The 21831-nt window shown below is 64.6% G+C and carries 17 protein-coding genes; 4 read left to right on the forward strand and 13 right to left on the reverse strand.

The annotated features are described in order from the left end of the window. Window positions 1–234: 234 nt before the first annotated feature. Both B0G57_RS18930 and B0G57_RS18935 read left to right on the forward strand, forming a co-directional pair. Complete coding sequence (locus tag B0G57_RS18930; protein WP_018440424.1) at window positions 235–1059, forward strand: response regulator; 825 nt, start codon at window positions 235–237, stop codon at window positions 1057–1059. A gap of 6 nt (window positions 1060–1065) precedes the next feature. Further along, entirely contained in the window at window positions 1066–2463 is a 1398-nt protein-coding gene (locus B0G57_RS18935) for an ATP-binding protein (protein WP_018440425.1), read from the forward strand. 173 nt (window positions 2464–2636) lie between these two features. Here the strand turns inward: B0G57_RS18935 and B0G57_RS18940 are convergent, their stop codons facing one another. The 5 genes from B0G57_RS18940 to B0G57_RS18965 form a co-directional block, all read right to left on the reverse strand. After that, a complete protein-coding gene (locus B0G57_RS18940; RefSeq protein WP_102607205.1) occupies window positions 2637–3587 on the reverse strand; it encodes a tyrosine-protein phosphatase in 951 nt (316 codons plus the stop codon). A 258-nt stretch (window positions 3588–3845) separates the two neighbouring features. Beyond that, window positions 3846–4451, reverse strand: coding sequence for an RNA 2',3'-cyclic phosphodiesterase (gene thpR, locus B0G57_RS18945; RefSeq protein WP_018440427.1), 606 nt, complete (start codon window positions 4449–4451; stop codon window positions 3846–3848). An 8-nt stretch (window positions 4452–4459) separates the two neighbouring features. Beyond that, entirely contained in the window at window positions 4460–5926 is a 1467-nt protein-coding gene (locus B0G57_RS18950; protein WP_018440428.1) for a glutamate synthase subunit beta, read from the reverse strand. A 170-nt stretch (window positions 5927–6096) separates the two neighbouring features. Then, window positions 6097–10797, reverse strand: coding sequence for a glutamate synthase-related protein (locus B0G57_RS18955; RefSeq protein WP_018440429.1), 4701 nt, complete (start codon window positions 10795–10797; stop codon window positions 6097–6099). A gap of 410 nt (window positions 10798–11207) precedes the next feature. Further along, entirely contained in the window at window positions 11208–11915 is a 708-nt protein-coding gene (locus B0G57_RS18965; protein ID WP_018440430.1) for a transposase, read from the reverse strand. A 185-nt stretch (window positions 11916–12100) separates the two neighbouring features. On the opposite strand from B0G57_RS18965, the gene B0G57_RS18970 reads away from it, so the two are divergent. Both B0G57_RS18970 and B0G57_RS18975 read left to right on the forward strand, forming a co-directional pair. Further along, window positions 12101–12823 carry an OmpW/AlkL family protein gene (locus B0G57_RS18970; protein WP_020566156.1) on the forward strand — a complete coding sequence of 241 codons (723 nt, stop codon included), beginning with the start codon at window positions 12101–12103 and terminating at the stop codon, window positions 12821–12823. A 274-nt stretch (window positions 12824–13097) separates the two neighbouring features. Next, window positions 13098–13475 (forward strand): DUF883 family protein, encoded by a 378-nt coding sequence (locus tag B0G57_RS18975; RefSeq protein WP_018440432.1) that lies wholly within the window; start codon window positions 13098–13100, stop codon window positions 13473–13475. 31 nt (window positions 13476–13506) lie between these two features. On the opposite strand, the gene ugpQ is transcribed toward B0G57_RS18975, so the two are convergent. From ugpQ to B0G57_RS19015, 8 genes are all read right to left on the reverse strand, one after another. Further along, a complete protein-coding gene (ugpQ, locus tag B0G57_RS18980) occupies window positions 13507–14268 on the reverse strand; it encodes a glycerophosphodiester phosphodiesterase (protein ID WP_018440433.1) in 762 nt (253 codons plus the stop codon). A 75-nt stretch (window positions 14269–14343) separates the two neighbouring features. Next, entirely contained in the window at window positions 14344–15429 is a 1086-nt protein-coding gene (locus B0G57_RS18985; RefSeq protein ID WP_018440434.1) for a sn-glycerol-3-phosphate import ATP-binding protein UgpC, read from the reverse strand. Window positions 15430–15499: 70 nt separating this feature from the next. Continuing rightward, a complete protein-coding gene (ugpE, locus tag B0G57_RS18990; protein ID WP_018440435.1) occupies window positions 15500–16345 on the reverse strand; it encodes a sn-glycerol-3-phosphate ABC transporter permease UgpE in 846 nt (281 codons plus the stop codon). A 19-nt stretch (window positions 16346–16364) separates the two neighbouring features. Beyond that, window positions 16365–17255 carry a sn-glycerol-3-phosphate ABC transporter permease UgpA gene (gene ugpA, locus B0G57_RS18995; protein WP_018440436.1) on the reverse strand — a complete coding sequence of 297 codons (891 nt, stop codon included), beginning with the start codon at window positions 17253–17255 and terminating at the stop codon, window positions 16365–16367. Window positions 17256–17267: 12 nt separating this feature from the next. Continuing rightward, window positions 17268–18596 (reverse strand): sn-glycerol-3-phosphate ABC transporter substrate-binding protein UgpB, encoded by a 1329-nt coding sequence (ugpB, locus tag B0G57_RS19000; protein ID WP_026229623.1) that lies wholly within the window; start codon window positions 18594–18596, stop codon window positions 17268–17270. Window positions 18597–18747: 151 nt separating this feature from the next. Continuing rightward, entirely contained in the window at window positions 18748–19896 is a 1149-nt protein-coding gene (locus B0G57_RS19005) for a deoxyguanosinetriphosphate triphosphohydrolase (protein ID WP_399278269.1), read from the reverse strand. A 157-nt stretch (window positions 19897–20053) separates the two neighbouring features. Next, entirely contained in the window at window positions 20054–21130 is a 1077-nt protein-coding gene (aroB, locus tag B0G57_RS19010; protein ID WP_018440439.1) for a 3-dehydroquinate synthase, read from the reverse strand. A gap of 25 nt (window positions 21131–21155) precedes the next feature. After that, window positions 21156–21662 (reverse strand): shikimate kinase, encoded by a 507-nt coding sequence (locus tag B0G57_RS19015; protein ID WP_035468561.1) that lies wholly within the window; start codon window positions 21660–21662, stop codon window positions 21156–21158. Window positions 21663–21831 lie beyond the last annotated feature (169 nt).

A 21831-nucleotide genomic window follows, 5' to 3' on the forward strand; every position in this document is an offset into this window, starting at 1 on the left:
GCCGATTCATCCGGTCGTTACGGCGCGTTTCGATTGCGCGGAGAATCCTTTCCGGCGGAGCGATTCGGTAAGAAAATCGGCGCGGGAAACGGAAGAACAGCTCGGATTTCGCCAGTGCGAAAAGGCGTGGGACGCTTACGCCGGCGAGCGCTCACGGACACGGACCGGCCCTAAAGTAAGCCTTGGTAAGGAACGGCCGGCCCTTTGCGTCCCGGCTCAGTCTAGAATTCCGGAATGAGTCAACAGGTCCTCATCGTCGACGACGACCCCGTCGTGCGTGATTTGCTTTGCCGTTTCCTGCGGGACAACGGTTTCGAGGCGTCCGTACTGCACGACGGCACCCATCTGGCGCGCCGGCTCGAACGCGAGCGGCCGTCGGTCGTCGTGCTCGACATCATGATGCCGCAGACAGATGGGCTGCGTGCGCTGACCGCCTTGCGGGCGGCGGGCGACGACATTCCCGTCATTTTCGTCACCGCGCGCGGCAGCGTGACGGACCGGATCCAGGGCCTGTCGCTCGGCGCCGACGACTACCTGACGAAGCCGTTCGATCCGCGCGAACTGCTCGCGCGCATCCAGACGGTGCTGCGGCGGCGCGGCCCTTCGACGACGAGCGCGCCGGAGGCGCGCCAGCGCTACCGCTTCGGGCGCTTCGAGCTCGATTTCGTCACGCGCACGTTGACGCGCGACGATCAACGGCTGCCGTTGCGCGACAGCGAGTTCGCGCTCTTGAAGATCTTCGCGAACAATCCGTACAAGGTGCTCTCGCGCGTGCTGATCCACGATCTTGTGCACCGCGACGACCTGCCGTTTCGCGATCGCAGCCTCGATGTGCCGATCTGGAGGCTGCGCCGCGTGATCGAAGACGATCCGGCCAACCCCTGCTATGTACAGACCGTGCGCGGCAAGGGCTACGTTTTCGTGCCCGACGCCGACGGCACGCCGTTCAGCGAGCAGGCCGCCGGCGAGGCGGCCGAACCGTCCGCCGGTCAGCCTGCCCCACCGTCCGGCCCTCCGCGCTCTGCCCAGTCCGCCGACGAGTCCGCCGCCGGCCGGTGACCGCCGATGAGGAATCCGCTCAATACGTTGTTCGGCAGGATGGCGCTGCTGTCGATGGCCGTATTGTTCGCGATTCAGGCCGGCTGGTTCGTGCTGATGTCGCGACAGCCGCATCACGAGGTCGATGGCTTCGCGCGCGGCATTCTTTTCGCGTTGCAGGCCGTCAACTCGGAAACGAGGGATAGCGCCGAGCTCGCGCCTGCGTTGCGCGTGCATCTGATGCCGACGTGGAACGTGCCGCCGACGATCCACCTGCATACGCCGCGCACGAGGCCGTTGGTCGAGCTGACCGCCCATCTGCGTCCGCACCTGCCGTCCGGCACCGAGTTCGCCGCGGACGACCTGCGCCCGCCGCGCCTCTGGGTGCGATTCCCCGGCAAGTCGATGTGGGTCATCGTGCCCGTCAACATTCCGCCGCCGCCGCGCTTTCTGATCGAAGGCGTGTCGATGCTCGCCGCGGCGATCCTGCTTTCGCTCGGGGCTGCCTGGCAGATGCAGCGGCCGCTCGCCCGCGTCGCGCATGCGGCCGCCGCGTTTGGCGCGGGCCAGCGGCCCGACGCGGTGAATGAAAGCGGGCCGCGCGAGTTGCGCGATCTGATCGCCTCTTTCAACGACATGATGCGACGGCTCAACGAGGCCGGCGACGATCAGGCGGTGATGCTCGCGGGCGTTGCGCACGATCTCAAGGCGCCGCTGACGCGGCTCAAGCTGCGCGCGAGCGTATTGATCGCCGAGGAGGAGCGGGCCGGGCTCATCGAGGATGTGGATTCGCTGACGAGCATCGTCCAGCAGTTTCTCGAGTTCGCTGGCCAGGCGCCCGAAATGGGGCCGCCCGTCGTAGTCGACGCGTTCATTGGCAAGCAGTTCTGCAATTCGGACGATGCGCCGGCCGACACGCCACTCTTTGCGCTCGATCTGAGAGCGGGACCGCAGTTCGTGTTGCCGCGCACGCTGCTCGATCGGCTCATGACGAATCTCGTCGACAACGCGTTCGAGCACGGGGAGCCGCCTGTCGAAATCACGACGTTGCGCGAGGAGCGGCATTGGATCATCGATGTTCGCGATCATGGTCCGGGCATTCCGGAGGACCGGATGGCGGCGGCGATGAAACCGTTCGTGCGGCTGGACCCGGCGCGCGGCAGCGCGGGCCATTGCGGCCTCGGGCTTGCGATTGTGGCGCGGCTTGCACGCGATCGGGGTGGGCGCTGCGAGCTCAGCAACGATGCCGGCGGTGGGCTGCGTGTGCGAATCGCGTTGCCGGTGCCATTGGCGTTGCCTGCGCCATTGCCTCAGCCGGCGCGGCACGAGGCGCAAGTGGAGCCGCATGCATATCCGGACGAGCCGCCGCCGATTGCGGTTGGCGTTGCGGGCGGCGAGCTTACTGCGCCTTACCGGCGGGCCTGAAGCGACCGGGGCGGACTTATAGTGGGGGCCTGGCATCTCCGCAAATGCCAGCCCCTTTAGGTCCGCCCTGTATGGCCGGGGCGGACCTTTTTTTCGCATCCATCAAAGGATGGAGCGAGGAAACAGGGAAGCGCTTAGAGCTGGGCCCATCCCCGGACAGAGCATCTAACTCTCTATACAACCAGCCGATCATGCAACCGATCGATCTGATCCGGCGACAGCCCCAACCCCTGGGTCAGATAGGCGTTCATCGTTCCGAACGTCTCATGCACCTGATCGAAGGCGACCTGTAGAAAGCTCGGTTGCACGCTGAAAGCAGGCGCATTGGCCAGCGCCGCCGTCTGCCCGCTCTGCGTCGACACCGCCGCGACGCGCGCCGAAATCGAGGCCGCCGCGTAAGTATTCGACAGCAAGTAATCCTGCATGATCACGTCGAACGGCACGTTGGCGATGCTGAGAAGCAGCGCGGCGGCCCATCCGGCTCTGTCCTTCCCGTAGCTCGAGTGGATCACCTGGACACCGGTCGTTGCCGCCAGTTGCGTCAATAACGCACCGAAGCCCTGGCGCTGCGCGGCGCCGAGCACGTAGTCACGCTGCGCGCGCTCCATCGCAGCGATCGCGTCCGCCGGTGTGTCATACGCCGGTGACGCCACGTCGTCGGCCCCGATCACGTTGATCGTTTGATAGCCCGCGCCGACGGGCAGCGCATCCGCCGTCCGCGCGATCTCTCCAGGCGTGCGCAAGTCGTACACCACCGCGATGCCGAGCGAGTCGAGCGTCGCCTTATCGGCCGCGCTGGGCGCCAGGACGTTCGAACGGTAAAACACGCCCCGTCGCACGACCTTGCCGTCAATCGTCGGATAGCCGGCCGCCGCCCCGCCCACATCGCGAAAGTTTTCGACCGAGGCCAGGCGCGGCGTCACCGCCGCATCGCCCGAACCGGGTCCGCCTCCACCACACGCCGATAGCAATGCGCTGCCGGCGCCGGCAAGCATCACGCTCGCCGTCCCCTTCAGGAACGCGCGGCGCGAGCGGCATACATCCTCAGTCGCGGTTCGCTGCGGAACGTGGATGTCGAAGCCGATGCGTCCGGAAGACGAATCGACTTTGGCGGTCAGAGTCATCGAAATGGTTAAGGACAAGTAGCGGATGCCGGCGAGCCGGCGGAACGAAAACGCAAACGCACTCGTGCCGCGAAGCGGCAAATCGCAAGATTATCGCGTCCAGAAAGCTTTGGATGCCAAATGTAGCAATCGGTAAGAGACAGAAAGGTGACGGACGTCGCGCCACTAATGGGTTGCATTGCACATCGATCCGTCATGTCGATGCCGGCACCCCCGAACACTCCGCCCCAAAGAACGCTTCAGCGAAGTCCAGTCGAGTCAGTCCGCCGGCACGCGCGCTGACGCAAGCGCACGATAGCGAGCGCCACGACGCTCGAGGGTGCTCGAGTAGAGGGTCAAGGTGTCGAAGCGCGAGACAGAGCCAGGTTCAGCCACCGTCTCGCCTCGCCGATCCGCAGTGCCGTCCGATCGCGCAGCCGGCGTCGCGATCGGCTTCGCGTTACGAGGCAGCCGCGCAAGCGTGACGTGCGGAAGAAACGGGCGATGGTCGTCGATCGGCAGCCCGAGCCCCGCAACGAGCGTCCGCACACGCGATTCGATTTCGGCGAGCGCGTCGGACGGAGCAAAAGAAACGACGGCGAGGCGCGGATGCGACCGATTCGGCCAATATTCGAACCGCTCGATGTTGAGCGCCGGCAGCGGCACGATCACGGATGGCAGCGCCGCCGTCAGCAACGCGCCCTTCTCCGGCGAGACCGAGCCGAGAAACGCCAGCGTCAGATGCAATTGATCGACGGGAACGCGGCGCACGGCGACGTCGAGCGGCATCGCCGCGAACGTCTCGCGCGTCGCGGCATCGGGGACGAGCGCGATGAAGCAGCGATGCCAATCATCGCGCTCGGCCACCGGCGCCACCGGCGACATCGGCGTCGTCAGCGCGGGAGCTCCGAGCTGCCCATCAGGTAGGCGTCGACTGAGCGCGCACATTGGCGGCCTTCCCGAATCGCCCAGACGACGAGCGACTGCCCGCGGCGCATGTCGCCGGCCGCGAACACCTTGTCGACGGACGTGTAGTAGGCGCGCTCACCCTCGGTCGTCGCGCGGATGTTGCCGCGCGCGTCCTTGTCGACGCCGAAGGCATCGAGCACGGGCGAAGCAGGCTGGGTGAAGCCCATGGCGAGCAGCACGAGGTCGGCCTTTAATTCGAACTCGGAACCCGGCACTTCCTGCATCTTGCCATCCTTCCATTCGACGCGCGCCGCCACGAGCTTCTCGACCTTGCCGTTCTTGCCTTCGAAGCGCTTCGTCGCCACCGACCAATCGCGGCTGCAGCCTTCTTCGTGCGAAGACGACGTGCGCAGCTTGACCGGCCAATACGGCCAGACGAGCGGCTTGTTCTCTTCCTCGGGCGGCTGCGGCAAGAGCTCGAACTGAGTCACGCTCTTCGCACCATGACGATTGGAGGTGCCGACGCAGTCGGAACCCGTATCGCCGCCGCCGATCACGATCACATGCTTGCCCTTGGCGAGCAGCTGATCGGCCACCTTGTCGCCGGCGTTGACCTTGTTCTGCTGCGGCAGAAACTCCATCGCGAAGTGGATGCCGGCCAACTCGCGGCCCGGCACGGGCAGATCGCGCGGCGTCTCCGAGCCGCCCGCGGCAATGACCGCGTCGAACTTCTCGAGAAGCTCTTCGGGCGTGATCGTTTCCTTGGCCGTGTTGCCGATGTGCGACGGCAACGCGTCCTTTCCGACGAACACGTTCGTGCGGAACGTCACGCCTTCGCCTTCCATCTGCCGCATGCGGCGGTCGATGAGCCACTTCTCGAGCTTGAAGTCCGGAATGCCATAGCGCAACAAGCCGCCGATGCGATCGTTCTTCTCGAAGACCGTCACTTCATGGCCCGCGCGCGCAAGCTGCTGCGCGGCGGCGAGGCCGGCAGGCCCCGAGCCCACGACGGCAACTTTCTTGCCGGTCTTCTTCCTGGGCGGCTGCGAGACGACCCATCCTTCGGACCAGGCCTTGTCGATGATCGCGTGCTCGATCGACTTGATGCCGACTGGATCGGCGTTGATGCCGAGCGTACATGCAGCCTCGCACGGCGCCGGGCAGATGCGGCCCGTGAACTCGGGGAAGTTGTTGGTCGAATGGAGGACTTCGATCGCATGCCGCCAGTCCCGGCGATAAACGAGATCGTTGAAGTCCGGGATGATGTTGTTGACGGGGCAGCCGTTGTTGCAAAACGGAATGCCGCAATCCATGCAGCGCGCGCCCTGAATCTTCGCGTCTTCGTCGCTCAGCGCGAGAACGAATTCCTTGTAATGCTTGACGCGCGCGAGCGGCGCTTCGTACGCCTCGTGGCGGCGTTCGTATTCGAGAAAACCGGTTGCCTTGCCCATGGGGTTCTCTTGTCTTGATCCAAATCGTCGTATCGGGGGCCGGCGGGCGCCGCCTGCGCGTGGTGCGCATGCGGCAAGCCTCGATGGCATCGTATCTATCGCCCGCTCGCTCCGGTGACTCCGGCACCGCGAGGCGAACGGGCGCATTCAGGTGCGCGTGAACGCAGCGCTCACGCCGCGAGCACCTCGCTGGCGGCCTTCTTCGCTCCGAGCTCGGCGAGCGCGCGCTTGTACTCGGTCGGGAAGACCTTGACGAACTGCCGGCGCGACGCGTCCCAATCCTCGAGCAGCGCCTTCGCGCGCGGTGAGCCCGTGAACTGGAAGTGCCGCTCGACGAGCCCCTTCAGCAGCGCCTCGTCGGTCATGGCCGTGTGCCAGAGCGCGCGATCGACCGTGCGCTCCTGCTCGGCCTGCTGCAGCACGGGCTCGAGCGCGACCATCGACTTGTTGCACTTGCCCGCGAACGTGCCTTCGGGGTCGTAGACGAACGCAACGCCGCCCGACATCCCCGCCGCGAAGTTGCGGCCAGTCTCGCCGAGCACGACGACGGTACCGCCCGTCATGTACTCGCAGCCGTGATCGCCCGTTCCCTCGACGACAGCGGAAGCCCCCGAGTTGCGCACGCAGAAGCGCTCGCCGGCCACGCCGCGCAAATACGCCTCACCCTCGATCGCGCCGTACATCACCGTGTTGCCGCAGATGATGTTTTCCTCGGACTTGCCGCGGAAATCGTTCGTCGGGCGAATGATGATGCGACCGCCCGAGAGGCCTTTGCCGACGTAGTCGTTGCCGTCGCCGACGAGGTCGAGCGTGATGCCGCGCGCGAGGAACGCGCCGAAGCTCTGCCCCGCCGTGCCCTTCAACTGGATATGGATCGTGTCGTCGGGCAGCCCGTCGTGACCGTACTTCTTCGCGATCATCCCCGAGAGCATCGCGCCAACCGTGCGGTTCACGTTGCGCACGGGCTGGATAAACGAAACATGCTCACCGTTCTCGATGGCCGCGCGCGACTTCTCGATCAGCGTGTGATCGAGTGCGCGCACGAGGCCGTGATCCTGCTCCTCGACATGCCGGCGCGCGATGTCGGCCGACACCTTGGGCTGGTAGAAGATGTTCGAAAAATCGAGGCCGCGCGCCTTCCAATGCTCGATGCCCTTCTTCATGTCGAGCAGATCCGCGCGGCCGATCAGGTCGTCGAACTTGCGGATGCCCAGTTGCGCCATGATTTCGCGGACTTCCTCGGCGACGAAGAAGAAATAGTTGACGACGTGCTCGGGCTGGCCCTGGAACTTCGCGCGCAGCACCGGGTCCTGCGTGGCGACGCCGACCGGGCACGTGTTCAGATGGCACTTGCGCATCATGATGCAGCCCTCGACGACGAGCGGAGCCGTCGCGAAGCCGAACTCGTCCGCGCCAAGCAGTGCGCCGATCACGACGTCGCGGCCCGTCTTCATCTGGCCGTCGGCCTGCACACGGATACGGCCGCGCAGGCGGTTGAGCACGAGCGTCTGCTGCGTCTCGGCGAGGCCGAGCTCCCACGGCGTGCCCGCGTGCTTGACCGACGAGAGCGGCGACGCGCCCGTGCCGCCATCGTGACCGGCGATCACGACGTGGTCGGCCTTGGCTTTGGCGACACCGGCCGCGACCGTGCCGACGCCCACTTCGGAGACGAGCTTCACCGAGATGCTCGCGACCGGGTTCGCGTTCTTCAGATCGTGAATGAGCTGGGCCAGATCCTCGATCGAATAGATGTCGTGATGCGGCGGCGGCGAGATGAGGCCGACGCCGGGCACCGAATACCGCAGCTTGCCGATGTACTCGGAAACCTTATGGCCCGGCAGCTGACCGCCCTCGCCGGGCTTCGCGCCCTGCGCCATCTTGATCTGGATCTGATCCGCCGAGGCGAGGTACTCGGCCGTGACGCCGAAGCGGCCCGAAGCGACCTGCTTGATCTTCGAGCGCAGAGAATCGCCTTCCTTGAGCGCGATGTCGCGCACCACTTCGCTGCCGATCACCGAGGCGAGCGTATCGCCGTTCTTGATCGGAATGCCGCGCAGCTCGTTGCGGTAACGGTTCTCGTCCTCGCCGCCCTCGCCGGTGTTCGACTTACCGCCGATGCGGTTCATCGCGATCGCGAGCGTCGCATGGGCCTCCGTGCTGATCGAGCCGAGCGACATCGCACCGGTCGCGAAGCGCTTCACGATGTCCTTGGCCGACTCCACCTCGTCGAGGGGAATCGCCTTGGACGGCTCCACCTTGAATTCGAAGAGGCCGCGGAACGTCATGTGACGGCGCGTCTGATCGTTGATCAGATGCGCATACTCCTTGTACGTCTGATATGAGTTGCTGCGCGTCGAATGCTGGAGCTTGGCGATCGCATCGGGCGTCCACATGTGGTCTTCGCCGCGTACGCGGTAAGCGTATTCGCCGCCGGCGTCGAGCATCGTCGAGAGCACCGGGTTGTCGCCGAACGCCTCGCGGTGCAAACGGACGGCCTCCTCGGCGACCTCGAAGAGACCGATGCCGCCGACCTTCGAGGCCGTGCCCTTGAAGTACTTCTCGACGAGATCGCTCGCGAGCCCGACCGCCTCGAAAATCTGCGCGCCCGTGTACGACATGTAGGTCGAGATGCCCATCTTCGACATCACTTTCTGCAGGCCCTTCCCGACCGCCTTCGTGAAGTTGTAGATGGCTTTCTCGGGCGAGAGATCGCCCTTCATGCCCTGCGCCATCTGCACGAGCGTTTCCATCGCGAGGTACGGATGGACCGCTTCCGCGCCGTAGCCCGCGAGCAGCGCGAAGTGGTGGACTTCACGCGCCGAGCCGGTCTCGACGACGAGGCCCGTGCTCGTGCGCAGCCCCTGCGAGACGAGGTGCGTATGGATCGCGGCCGTGGCGAGCAGCGCCGGAATTGCGACGTTCTCCCGATCGGTGCGGCGATCCGACACGATCAGGATGTTGTAGCCGGACCTCACGGCATCGACGGCTTCGGCGCACAACGACGCGAGGCGCGCCTCGATGCCTTCCTTGCCCCAGGCGATCGGATAACAGATGTTGAGCTCGTACGAGCTGAACTTGCCGCCCGTGTACTGATCGATCGAGCGGATCTTCGCGATGTCCTTGAAGTCGAGCACGGGCTGCGACACTTCAAGGCGCATCGGCGGGTTGATGTTGTTCGTGTCGAGCAGGTTCGGCTTCGGACCGATGAACGAGACGAGCGACATCACGAGGTTTTCGCGGATCGGATCGATCGGCGGGTTCGTGACCTGCGCGAAGAGCTGCTTGAAATAGTGGTAGAGCGTCTTGTTCTTGTTCGACATTACCGCGAGCGGCGAGTCGTTGCCCATCGAGCCGACCGCCTCCTCGCCCTGCTGCGCCATCGGCGCCATCAGGAACTTGACGTCCTCCTGCGTATAGCCGAACGCCTGCTGGCGGTCGAGCAGCGCCGCCGCCTCGCGGCGCTCCGTGACGATGTCCTCGGCCTTCGGCTCGATCTCGTCGAGCTTGATGCGCACGGCGTCGATCCAGCTCTTGTACGGCTTCGCGTTCGCGAGGTTGTCCTTGAGTTCCTTGTCGTCGATGATGCGGCCGTGCTCCATGTCGATGAGGAACATCTTGCCCGGCTGCAGACGCCACTTCTTGACGATCTTCGATTCGGGGATCGGCAGCACGCCGGCCTCCGAAGCCATAATCACGAGATCGTCTTCGGTGATGACATAGCGCGCGGGGCGCAGGCCGTTACGGTCGAGCGTCGCGCCGATCTGGCGGCCGTCCGTGAACGCGATCGCGGCGGGGCCGTCCCACGGCTCCATCATGGCGGCGTGATACTCGTAAAAGGCGCGCCGATTGTCGTCCATCAGCGTGTGCTGCTCCCACGCCTCCGGGATCATCATCATCATCGCGTGCACGAGCGGATAGCCCGCCATCACGAGCAGCTCGAGGCAGTTGTCGAACGAGGCCGTATCGGACTGGCCCGGGTAGATCAGCGGCCAGAGCTTGTGCAGATCGTCGCCGAGCACCGCGCTCGCGATCGCGCCCGTGCGCGCGTTGAGCCAGTTGACGTTGCCCTTCACGGTGTTGATTTCGCCGTTGTGCGCGATCATCCGGTACGGGTGCGCGAGCTCCCAGGCCGGGAACGTGTTCGTCGAGAAGCGCTGGTGCACGAGCGCGAGCGCGGAGACGACGCGCTCGTCCTGCAGGTCGCGATAGTAGACGCCCACCTGGCCCGCGAGCAGCAAGCCCTTGTAGACGACCGTGCGCGCCGACATCGACGGCACGAAATACTCCTTGCCATGCTTGAGCTTGAGCGCCTGGATGCGGTGGCTCGCCGTCTTGCGGATCACGTAGAGCTTCCGCTCGAGCGCGTCCGTGACCATGATGTCGCGGCCGCGGCCGATAAAGATCTGACGAATGACGGGCTCGGAGGCCTTGACGGCCGGCGATATCGGCATCGCATGATCGACGGGCACATCGCGCCATCCGAGGACGACCTGGCCCTCCGCCTTCACCGTCCGCTCGAGCTCCTGCTCGCAGGCAAGACGAGACGCATGCTCCTTGGGCAGAAAGATCATGCCCACGCCGTACTCGCCGGCGGGCGGCAACGTCACGCCCTGGCGCGCCATTTCCTCGCGATAGAACGCATCGGGAATCTGGATCAGGATGCCGGCGCCGTCGCCCATCAGCGCATCGGCGCCGACGGCGCCGCGGTGATCGAGATTCTCGAGAATCTTGAGCCCTTGCTGAATGATGTCGTGAGTCTTCGCGCCCTTGATATGCGCGACGAACCCGACGCCGCAGGCGTCGTGCTCGTTTTGCGGGTCGTACAGACCTTGCGCCGCAGGGACCGAAGTCATCGGTTGCTGTTCGTTCATGGGGACACCGTCCTGTAGGGGGCCTCGAAAGGGCCGTTCTCAAAGGGCTGAGCCGCAGTTTGCCCGCGCGGCCGCTCTCGATAGGGCCGCAGGGAAGGCGCATTGCGCCGAAGAAAAACCGTCGGAAATCGGAATATACGCGACGAATCAAAGGAATAGCAACAAAAATCGCATGATATGACCCCACTTATTGCGGCGCATTCAAATGGTGCTGTTTTATTGGGGCCCCATCAAAAAGAGGTACAGAAAACGGCACGCTGCCCGTGCCGTCCGCGACTCTCTCGTTTGCATCATTGCCGAAACCGCGCCAACCGACGCCCTGCGCGCATTCAATAGGCGAACTTACCCCGCTCGCGGCTCACGCATGCGTGGACAGGCGTCGGCAAGCAGGTTCCAACCGCGAAGCAGTGTTATTGCGTCTGCGGCGTCTCGCGCACTTTCTTCGGCCGGCCGCGCGGCAGCGGCGAGACGCGCCGGTTCGCCGCCCTCGCCGCCCACTCTCGATACGACTCGCCGCCGAGCACCCATCCTTTCAGCGTCGCCTGCTGCAGCTCGTTCGCCTCGCGCTCGTCGAGCGGCTGCTCGCAAAGCTCCTTGTAGGCGCGCTGCCGCTCGAACGGCGTATTGCCGAGCGACCAGTAAAGCGGGTGGTCCGTGACGAGACTGTCTACAGCAACGCCGATGTGATGCCGATAACTAGACCATCGATAGTCTTCCGCCGACGTCACGAGGCGCTCACGAACCGGACAAAGCTCGATTACGCGACTGGCAAGCAGGAAGTAGCGCTCTCCTTCGATGACGGTCGCGCGATAGCGACCTTCCCAGAGGGTGCCCCGCCGCGAGTAGCGGCGGTTGAAGTGCGCCACGTAGCGCCTGCCGACCGCCTGCATCGCTTTCGGCAAACTCGATTCGTCGCTCGGCGTGACGAGGAGCTGCACCGCGCCCGGCATCAGCACATAGGCGTGGACGCCGAGGCGGTGGTCGCGCGAAGCGGCTTTCAGGCAATCGACGAATAGCTCGTAATCCTGCTCGTCGACGAAGGCGGGCTGCTGATCGAGTCCGCGCAGGATCACGTGCTGCGGCTGTTCGGGGACGTAAAGACGTGCAAGCCGTGCCATGCTGGATTCCGTTAAGAATGTTGGTGATGACCCGAAGGGACGACGCGGCGCACGAGCCGCCGCGGTTCCTCGAGCGGTTCCGCCGCAAGCGCGCCACGCTTAGGGAGAATGCTCTAACGAGCGCACTTGGTCTGATTCAATCCTTTTACTCATAATAGGCGGGCCTTTTATGGAGGAAGACGCATATGAAACTAAAACAGGCCACTACGGGGGCCGTCGTGGCGCTCGCCTGCGCGACGGCTGCACATGCACAATCGGCCGGCACGTTCTACGTCACAACAGGGTGGTTCCATCTCTCGCCTCAAAGTTCCAGTGATCAGTTGAAGGTAATCAGCCAGGGCGGCACGCCCATCAACCAATACCAGCCCAACACCGGCGCCCGGATCGACCAGTCCGACACGCTCGGGCTGTCGCTCGGCTACTTCGTCACCGATCACCTCGCCGCGGAGTTCGAACTGGGCATTCCGCCGAAGTTCGAAATCAACGGCGCCGACGGATTCTCGCAGTTCGGCAAACTCGGCAGCGCGCGCCTCTGGAGCCCGGCCCTGCTCTTCAAGTGGAACTTCCGGAAGCCGGACGACAAGTTCCGCCCCTACGTCGGCCTGGGCGTCACGCGCGTCTGGTTCACCGATGCGCAGATTACGAACACCACGTTCGAATCAGGCGTCCTGGGGGGTCCGACCACCGCATCGGCAGATCGTTCCTGGGCGCCCGTTTTCAATCTCGGCTTCAACTACAACTTCACCAAGCATTGGTTCGCCGGCCTGTCCGTGTCCTACATTCCGGTCAGCGCGACGGCCGACTTCACGACGTCCCCGTCCGGGCCGCTTGGTACAACGCTACGCACCCAAGCAAAGATCAGGCTCGACCCGATCGTGACCTACGCGAAGATCGGCTACGCCTTCTAGCCTAGTTCAACTCGGGCCGCGCGGCGACCGCGCTGGCGCCGCCGCACCCGCGGCGGCGTCGCCGCCGGCCGTCCAATCGAACCGAATCACTTTTCTACGCGTGTTTCGTCCCATTTTTACGCATGCGCTCGTACCCTCATACGAACCGTGGGTCCTGAGCGCGGGGGCCTTCGGCCAGGCGCCGGCTGGCATTGATGTTGCGGCTCCTGGCATTCCCCGCTCTTCGAACGGGGCCTCATCATCCGGTTATAGGAAAGAAGCTGACGGAGCGACCATGACCGCACTACCGAATACGCGAGACGCGCTCGAAACAACGTGGCAGAGCACGGGACGACACGCCCGCCGTATCGCCCGCCATAGCCGCAACGCCGCCGAGGACATCGGAGGAGAAATGCGCGAACTACTGTCGGAACTGGAGGAAGCCCTCTCTGAAGGCGCGCAGGCCGACGCCGCCCAATTGCGCGAGCAATTGAGGAAACGCATCGACGTGACGAGAGCGCGGCTCGACGGCGCTCGCGCAACGATGCGCACGCGCGCGGTCAACGCGATGGCGGGTGCCAACGACTACGTACGGGAAAACCCCTGGGAAACCGTTGCCGTCGTGGGGGGCCTCGCCCTGCTCACCGGCTGGCTCCTCGCGCGCAGCCGGTGACATAGCCGCAAGCCGCTACGTGAGTGCGTGCTCACGTAGCAGCCAAGAAGTCCGCACCGATCAGATCGATGCGGTCGGTGCAGATCGTGTCGACGCCCCACTGCGCGAGTTCGCGCGCACGTGCCGGATCGTTGACTGTGTAAGCGAGGATGAAGAGCCCCTCGGCCTTGATCTGCTCGACGAGCCGCGCGTCGAGCTTGCGATGATCGGCGTGCAACGAGACGCACTCGAGCGCGGCCGTCTGTGAACGCCAATCTTTGGGCACGCCGCCGAACAGCAAGCCGCGCGGCAGCGCCGGGGCCGCGTCGCGCGCGGCCGCGAGCGCCTCGAAGGAAAACGACGACAGCAGCGGCGGCAACCTCGCGCCGGCCCAAAGCCGCGCGGCCTCCGCGGCCACGCGTCGCCCAGTCGCCACCTCGCGCCCCGGACACGGCTTGATCTCGACATTCGCGGCGAGTCCGAGCGCCGCGCAGCGTGCGGCGACCGCATCGAGCGTCGGCATCCGCTCGCCCGCGAAACGGGCGTCGAACCAGCTCCCGGCATCGAGCACCTCGAGTTCGGCATAGGTCATGCCGGCCGCGGCTCCGCGTCCGTTCGACGTGCGGTCCACTTTGTCGTCATGGAGCAGGAAGACGACGTCGTCGGACGAGAGCTTCGCATCGAATTCGATCATGCGCAGCCCGAAACGCGCGCCCATATCGATCGCCGCCAAGGTGTTCTCGGGCGCGAGCGCGCCGCCGCCGCGATGCGCGACCACGCGCGGGTAAGGCCAACTGATTGTCTTCATCGTCATCTGGGTTTCACTCGTTGCGCCCTTCGCCACCGCTCTCGCTTCGTCGCTTGCGCTCGCTGCTCTCCCGATGGCATTTCAGTTCGCTCGCCTGCCCGTAGCGGGATCGAAGAAATGCAGATGTTCGGCCGGCAAAGCGGCCGGCAGCGTCTCCCCGCGCGTCGGCCGCTGTCCGTGCGGAAGGCGAATCGTCACATCGTGGTCGCCCCAGCGCCCATGCGCCAGATTGTCCGCGCCGAGCAGCTCGCACGAATCGACGAGGAGCGATGCGCGAGGCCCGTCCGCGCGCGGCGTCATGTGCTCGGGCCGAATACCGAGAATCCACTCGCGCCCGCCCTCGACTGTGCCGCCGATGGCCTGCGCGCCGTCGAGCTCGAGGATCGGCCCGCCACCGGCCACTTCAAATCGGTTGCCCTCTTGCGACAGCCGTCCTGACACGAGGTTCATCGCCGGCGAGCCGATGAAGCCCGCTACGAAGACCGTCGCCGGACGTTCATAGACTTCCGTCGGCGCGCCGATTTGCTCGGCATGCCCGCGATTCATGACGATCACGCGTTCCGCCAGCGTCATGGCTTCGACCTGATCGTGAGTGACATAGAGGCTCGTCGTTGCGAGCCGCGCATGCAACCGCTGGATCTCGAGCCGCATTTGCACGCGCAGCTTCGCGTCGAGATTCGAAAGCGGCTCGTCGAAGAGAAAAACGGCCGGCTCGCGCACGATTGCGCGGCCCATCGCCACGCGCTGTCGCTGTCCGCCCGAGAGCTCGCGCGGGCGCCGCGACAGCAACGGATCGAGCTCGAGAATCTTCGCGGCCGCCGCCACCCGCGCATCGATCTCGGCGCCGCTCACGCCGCGGATCTTGAGCCCGTAGGCCATGTTTTCGCGGACGCTCATATGCGGGTAGAGCGCGTAGTTCTGAAACACCATCGCAATGTCGCGATCCTTCGGCTCGAGGCCGTTGACGACGCGCTCGCCGATCTTGATCTCGCCCTCGGATACGCTTTCGAGCCCCGCGACCATGCGCAGGAGCGTCGACTTGCCGCAGCCCGACGGGCCGACGAGAACGACGAATTCGCCGTCGCCGATTTCGACGTCGATGCCGTGCAGCACGTATTGCTTGGCATCGTAAGTCTTGCGCACGCGGTTCAAGCTCAATGCAGCCATTCGGTTCGTTCTCCCGAGATCCTGATCCTTAGATAGTGCCCTGGCGGCCGCCGCTCGCGGGACGCCACTTTCATTTTTCCGAATCGACGAGGCCCCGCACGAACCATCGCTGCATCACGATCACGATGACGAGCGGCGGCAGCATCGCGAGCAGCGTTGCCGCCATCACGTAATGCCATTCGGTGGCGGTGTCGCCGTTCCCGATCATCGACTTGATGCCGACGACAGCCGTCGTCAGCGACTGATCGCTCGTGATCAGGATCGGCCAGAGATACTGATTCCAGCCGTAGATGAACGTGATGACGAAGAGGGCCGCAATGTTCGTCTTCGAAAGCGGCAGGACTACGTCGCGGAAAAAGCGCAGCGGCCCGGCCCCGTCGATGCGCGCCGCCTCGATCAGCTCGTCCGGCAGCGTCATGAAGAACTGGCGGAAGAGGAACGTGGCCGTGGCCGACGCGATGAGCGGCAGCGTCAATCCCGCATAGCTGTTCGTCAGATGCAGTGACGACACGACCTGCACGGTCGGAAAGATCCGCACCTCGACCGGCAGCATCAGCGTGATGAAAATCAGCCAGAACGCCGTGTTACGCAACGGGAAGCGAAAGAAGACGATGGCGTAGGCCGACAGAATCGAGACGGCGATCTTGCCGATCGAGATCGCGAGCGACATGACGAGACTGTTCATGAGCATCCGTCCGAACGGACTCGCCGCGTTGCCCGTACCGTGCGTCCATACGTGAACCAGGTTTTCGAGCAGATGCGTGCCCGGCATCAGTGAGAGGGGCACCGAGAAAACCTCGCGCTCGCTCATCGTCGCCGCGCAAAAGGCGACGTAAACGGGAAAGGCGATCACCAGGACGCCGGCGATCAACACCGCATGGCAAAAAAGGTCGAAGCCTCTTCGATTCTCGATCATCGGAACTTGCTCCGTGGAATCACGTGTATTGCACCTTGCGTTCGATGAAGCGAAATTGGATGACGGTCAGCGCGACGACGATCACCATCAACACGATCGACTGCGCGCCCGAACTGCCGATATCGAGCCCTTGAAATCCTTCCGCGAAAATCTTGTAGATGAGCGTCTTCGTCGCCTGCGCGGGGCCGCCTCCGGTCGCCGCGTCGATGACGGGAAACGTGTCGAAGAACGCGTAGACGAGATTGACGACGAGCAGAAAGAACGTCGTGGGAGACAGCAGCGGCAGTGCGATGCCGAAAAATCGCCTGACGGGACCCGCTCCGTCGATCGCCGCGGCCTCGATCAGCGAGCGCGGAATCGCCTGCAGCCCCGCATAGAAGAACAGAAAGCTGTAGCTGACCTGCTTCCAGACGGAGGCGAGCACGACGAGAAACATCGCCTGGGAGCCGTTGAGCGCGTGGTTCCAGACGACGCCGCCCTTCGCGAGCGCATACGTGATAAGGCCGATGCTCGGATTGAAGAGAAAGGCCCATAGCACGGCCGCGATGGCCGGCGCCACGGCATACGGCCAGATCAGCAGTGTCCGATAAGCCTTGGCGCCGCGCGTCACGCGATCCGCGCAAGCGGCGAGCAACAGCGAGACGACAAGGCCCGAGCCCGTCACCAGCGCGCTGAAGATCAGCGTCGTCTTGAAGGAATCGAGGTACAGCGGATCCGCCAACAAATGCGCGAAATTGGCGAAACCGACGAATTGGCTCGAAGTGCCGAACGCGTCCTGCATTTGCGTCGACTGCCACAGCGCGACACCGGCCGGCCACAGAAAGAAGACGGCGGTGATCGCGAGCTGTGGCGCGACGAGCAGATACGGCAGCGGACTCGCGGCGAAGCGGGACCGGGAACGTTCGCTCATGGCCGGCGCGTGTTACGTGCCCGATTGCTCGAAGCGGCGCAGCAGCTCGTTGCCACGCGACACCGCCGAATCGAGCGCATCCTTGGGCGTCTTCTTCTGCGCCCAGACCTGCTCGAGCTCTTCGTCGATGACCGTTCGGATCTGCGGCATATTGCCGAGACGCAGCCCCTTGGTGAACGGCAGCGGCGGCTTGTTCAGCATTTGCTTGGTCGCCGTGTCCGCGCCCGGATGCTGCGCGTAAAAACCGTGCTGTTCCGCGAGCTCGTACGCGGCTTTCGTGACCGGCAGATAGCCCGTGTCCTCATGCCACTTCGCGGCAATCGCGGGCGAGCTCAGATAGGCGAGAAACTTCGCGACACCCTTGTAGACGTTGGCATCCTTGCCCGCGAGCACCCAGAGGCTCGCGCCGCCGATGATCGCGTTCTGCGGCGCGCCCTTCACGCTCGCATCGTAGGGCATCATGCCGGTGCCGAAGTCGAACTTCGCATACTTGCGGACGTTCGCGAGCGAGCTCGACGAGTTCGTCATGATGCCGCAATCGCCGCTGTAGAACTTCGAGTTTGCCTCGTCCTTGCGGCCCGCGTAGGTGAATGTGCCTTCCTTGGCCATCTTCTGCAGCATGGCGATATGCGCGATTTGCTGCGGCCCGTTGAACTCGAGCTTGGCGTCGGTGCCGTCGAAGCCGTTGTTCTCGCTCGCGAACGGCAGGCCGTGCCAGGCGCTGTAGTTCTCGAGCTGGATCCAGCTTTGCCAGCCGGTCGTGAAGCCGCACGACATGCCGGCCGCCTTCAGCTTCGCGGCATCCGCAGCCACTTCTTCCCACGTCTTGGGCGGCTGGTTCGGATCGAGGCCCGCCTTTTTGAACGCATCCTTGTTGTAATAGAGCACCGGCGTCGAGCTGTTGAACGGCATCGAAACGAGCTCGTCCGTCTTCGCGTCGCTGTAGTAGCTGGCGACCGTCGGCACGAACGCCTTTTGGTCGAGCGGCACGCCGGCCTGCTTGAACACGTCCGTCGCCGGGATGATCGCCTTCTTGGCCTGCATCATCGTCGCCGTGCCGACTTCGTACACCTGCAGGATCGCCGGCGCGTTGCCGCTGCGATAGGCCGCGATGCCGGCCGCGAGCGTCTGATCGTAGGTTCCCTTGAAGACCGGCACGATCTTGTAATCGCTCTGGGAGGCATTGAAGTCCTTGGCGATATCGTTGACGCGCTCGCCGAGCGCCGCGTCCATCGCATGCCAGAACTGAATTTCCGTCGCCGCAACGGCGCTTTGGCTGGCCCCGGCGGCAAGCGCCGCGCCGAACGCCATCGAACGAACCCACGTCGAACAACGCTTCATTTGTCTTCTTCTCCTTGGAAAATGACACCCGGCCTGTAGGCCCGCGTGGCATATACCCCGCAACGACGTGCCCGCTTTCGCGTCCACGCCCGTCTCGCGAGGCTTGCGGTCAGTGGACCGGGCCTCGCCGTCCTTCGGCAGACCGGGCAGTCTATTGGTCGTTTATGACAAAAAGACGTTGGTATTCCTTGAGCGCGTATCGATCCGTCATGCCGGCGATGTAATGGGCAATGCGCCGCGGCTGATCGGTCGGATCGTCCGCGATGTAATCGGGCGGCAAAAGCCGCGGATCGTCGGTGAACGCGTCGAAGAGCCCGGTAATGACGCGCCGCGCCTTGTTGGCCATCCGCATGACGCGGTAATGGCGGTAAAGATTCTTGAAGAGAAAGCGCTTGAGCTCGGCGGCCTGCGCGGCGATGGGCTCGCTATGCGCGACGAGCGGCGGCGCCGCGCGCACGGCGTCGAGCGAATCGGGCGCGTGCTCGAGGAGATTGCGACGCGTCGCCTCGATGAGGTCGACGATCAGCGTGTTGATGATGCGGCGCACCGTTTCATGCACGAGCCGACGTCCATCGAGCCGCGGATGCGCGCGCCGGGCCTCTTCGTAGTGTGTCTGCCAAAGCTCCACTTCCGCGAGCTGCTCGATCGTCAGCAGCCCTGAACGAAGTCCGTCGTCGACATCGTGATTGTTGTAGGCGATTTCATCGGCGATGTTGGCGATCTGCGCTTCGATTGAAGGGCGCCGCCCCTTCAGGAATCGCTCGCCGAGCTCACCGAGCTTCGTCGCATTCTCTCGCGAGCAATGCTTGAGAATGCCCTCGCGCGTCTCGAAGCAGAGATTGAGTCCGTCGAATGCGCCGTAATGCTCTTCCAGTTCGTCGACGACGGCGAGGCTCTGCAGGTTATGCTCGAAGCCGCCATACGCGCGCATGCAGTCGTTCAACGCATCCTGCCCGGCATGACCGAACGGCGTGTGGCCGAGGTCGTGCGCGAGCGAAATCGCTTCGACGAGATCTTCGTTCACGCGCAGGTTGCGCGCGACCGAACGCGCGATTTGCGCCACTTCGAGGCTGTGCGTGAGCCGCGTGCGAAATAGATCGCCCTCGTGATTGACGAAAACCTGTGTCTTGTATTCGAGGCGCCTGAAGGCCGTGGAATGGACGATACGGTCGCGATCGCGCTGGAATTCGGTGCGCGCGACGGGCGCGGGCTCCGGGTAGCGCCGGCCGCGCGAGCGCGACGAATGAGCGGCGTACGGAGCGAGGTGCGCTTCGAGCATCGCGACCGTCGGTGCGCCCAATACGCCAGGCGACGGCTCCTCGCGCGCTTCGGTTCGCGACGCGCCGGTCGATTCTTCATGCGTCGGCATCTGCTTCACCTTCCTCCGCCTCCTATTCCAACGTCACGCCAGTTCGGTGTCCTCGGCGTTTGCCATCGCATCCGCCGTTCGAGCGAGGTCAGCCACTTGCGGCGAGCGTCGCGCGCAGCGCCGCCTCGGGCGCGCTCGTGATCAGTGGCTCGCCGAGTCGCTTCAGGAGGACGAACTTGATCGTGCCCGCCTCGGCCTTCTTGTCGCCCTTCATCAATTCGATATAGCGCTCTTCGCCGAGCGCCGGCGCACGCACCGGCAGGCGGGCGGCCGAGACCAGGGCGAGCAGGCGCTTGCGCGAGGCATCGTCCAAATGCCCGAGCCGCACCGATAGATCGGCCGCCATCGCCATGCCGCAGCCGACGGCTTCGCCATGCAGCCATTCACCGTAGCCGAGACCTGCTTCGATCGCATGACCGAACGTGTGCCCGAAATTGAGAATGGCGCGCAAGCCGCCCTCGCGCTCGTCGGCGGCGACGACCGACGCCTTGATCTCGCAGCAGCGCTTGATCGCATGCGCGAGCGCGTCGGCGTCACAACGATTGAGCGCCTCGACGTTCGCCTCGATCCATTCGAAGAACGCCGCATCGGCAATCGCGGCCGTCTTGATGACTTCGGCGATGCCTGCCGCCAGTTCCCGCTCGGGCAGCGTTCGCAAGGCGGCCGTATCGGCCACGACGGCGAGCGGCTGGTAGAAGGCGCCGATCATGTTCTTGCCGAGCGGATGATTGATGCCCGTCTTGCCACCCACCGACGAATCGACCTGCGAGAGCAGCGTCGTCGGCACCTGGATGAACGGTACGCCGCGCATGTAGCTGGCCGCCGCGAAGCCCGTCATGTCGCCGATCACGCCGCCGCCCAGCGCGATCAGCGTCGTTTTGCGATCCGCATGCCGCTCCATCAGCGCATCGAAAATGCGGTTGAGCGTTTCCCAGTTCTTGTAAGCTTCGCCGTCGGGCAGCACGACCGTCGATACCGTCTTGCCGAGCGGCGCGAGCGCCGCTCGCAACCGGTCTCCGTAAAGCGGCTCCACGGTCGTGTTCGTCACGATCGTCACGGTGGCACCCGCGATGTGCGGCGCGAAGAGATCGGTGCGGCCGATGAGATCGGCCCCGATCTGAATGGGATAGCTGCGTTCGCCTAAATCGACACTGACCGTAATCATCGAGGAGTTGCTCCGCTAAGCCTCGTCAAGAGTTGACCTGCCGGTTGATGCCGGCCATTTCGAGTTGCATGAGGACCATGTTGACGAGCCCGCTCACCGACGGCCGCCCCGTTTCGACGACGAAATGGGCGCATTCGCGATAAAGCGGGTCGCGCAGTTCGTAAAGCGCCTCCAGCTTCGCCTTCGGATCTTCGGTCTGGAGCAACGGCCGGTTTTTGTCCTTGCGCGTGCGCAGCCAAAGATCGTGAGGATTCGCCCGAAGATAAACGACCAGGCCGCGCGTGTGCAGCAACTCCCTATTATTCGGACGCAAGATCGCTCCGCCGCCCGTGGCGAGCACGATGGACTGGCGCGCCGTCAACTCGGCGATCATCTGCGCTTCGCGCTCGCGAAAGCCCGCCTCTCCCTCCAGCTCGAAGATGACGGGGATGCGCGCGCCCGTGCGCGCCTCGATTTCATGGTCCGAATCGAAGAACGGCCGATCGAGCCGGCGAGCCACGGCGCGTCCCACGGTGGTCTTGCCGGCCCCCATGAGTCCCACGAAGAAAATATTGGTGTCAGCGCCCCGCTCTTGCAACGGTATTCCTCTGATTGATTCGGACAAAGTTCGTGGCGCAGCTTACTGGCAAAGCCGCAAGCTTGTCGAGTGCGCCAGCCGGCCGCGCCCGGACGGCCCGCCCGGAGCCCGCGCCGGCGCGCTC

Origin of the sequence: Trinickia symbiotica, from assembly GCF_002934455.1 — a bacterium.
GTDB lineage: Bacteria > Pseudomonadota > Gammaproteobacteria > Burkholderiales > Burkholderiaceae > Trinickia > Trinickia symbiotica.

Excerpts from the sequence above, each read along its gene's own strand:
- B0G57_RS18975 (WP_018440432.1), top strand. The coding sequence starts at position 13,098 with ATGACCGCACTACCGAATACGCGAGACGCGCTCGAAACAACGTGGCAG.
- B0G57_RS18950 (WP_018440428.1), bottom strand. The coding sequence starts at position 5,926 with ATGGGCAAGGCAACCGGTTTTCTCGAATACGAACGCCGCCACGAGGCG.
- B0G57_RS18970 (WP_020566156.1), top strand. The coding sequence starts at position 12,101 with ATGAAACTAAAACAGGCCACTACGGGGGCCGTCGTGGCGCTCGCCTGC.
- B0G57_RS18985 (WP_018440434.1), bottom strand. The coding sequence starts at position 15,429 with ATGGCTGCATTGAGCTTGAACCGCGTGCGCAAGACTTACGATGCCAAG.
- B0G57_RS18930 (WP_018440424.1), top strand. The coding sequence starts at position 235 with ATGAGTCAACAGGTCCTCATCGTCGACGACGACCCCGTCGTGCGTGAT.
- thpR (WP_018440427.1), bottom strand. The coding sequence starts at position 4,451 with ATGTCGCCGGTGGCGCCGGTGGCCGAGCGCGATGATTGGCATCGCTGC.
- B0G57_RS19015 (WP_035468561.1), bottom strand. The coding sequence starts at position 21,662 with ATGGGGGCCGGCAAGACCACCGTGGGACGCGCCGTGGCTCGCCGGCTC.
- aroB (WP_018440439.1), bottom strand. The coding sequence starts at position 21,130 with ATGATTACGGTCAGTGTCGATTTAGGCGAACGCAGCTATCCCATTCAG.
- B0G57_RS18935 (WP_018440425.1), top strand. The coding sequence starts at position 1,066 with ATGAGGAATCCGCTCAATACGTTGTTCGGCAGGATGGCGCTGCTGTCG.
- B0G57_RS18955 (WP_018440429.1), bottom strand. The coding sequence starts at position 10,797 with ATGAACGAACAGCAACCGATGACTTCGGTCCCTGCGGCGCAAGGTCTG.
- ugpB (WP_026229623.1), bottom strand. The coding sequence starts at position 18,596 with ATGAAGCGTTGTTCGACGTGGGTTCGTTCGATGGCGTTCGGCGCGGCG.
- ugpE (WP_018440435.1), bottom strand. The coding sequence starts at position 16,345 with ATGATCGAGAATCGAAGAGGCTTCGACCTTTTTTGCCATGCGGTGTTG.
- B0G57_RS18940 (WP_102607205.1), bottom strand. The coding sequence starts at position 3,587 with ATGACTCTGACCGCCAAAGTCGATTCGTCTTCCGGACGCATCGGCTTC.
- ugpQ (WP_018440433.1), bottom strand. The coding sequence starts at position 14,268 with ATGACGATGAAGACAATCAGTTGGCCTTACCCGCGCGTGGTCGCGCAT.
- ugpA (WP_018440436.1), bottom strand. The coding sequence starts at position 17,255 with ATGAGCGAACGTTCCCGGTCCCGCTTCGCCGCGAGTCCGCTGCCGTAT.
- B0G57_RS18965 (WP_018440430.1), bottom strand. The coding sequence starts at position 11,915 with ATGGCACGGCTTGCACGTCTTTACGTCCCCGAACAGCCGCAGCACGTG.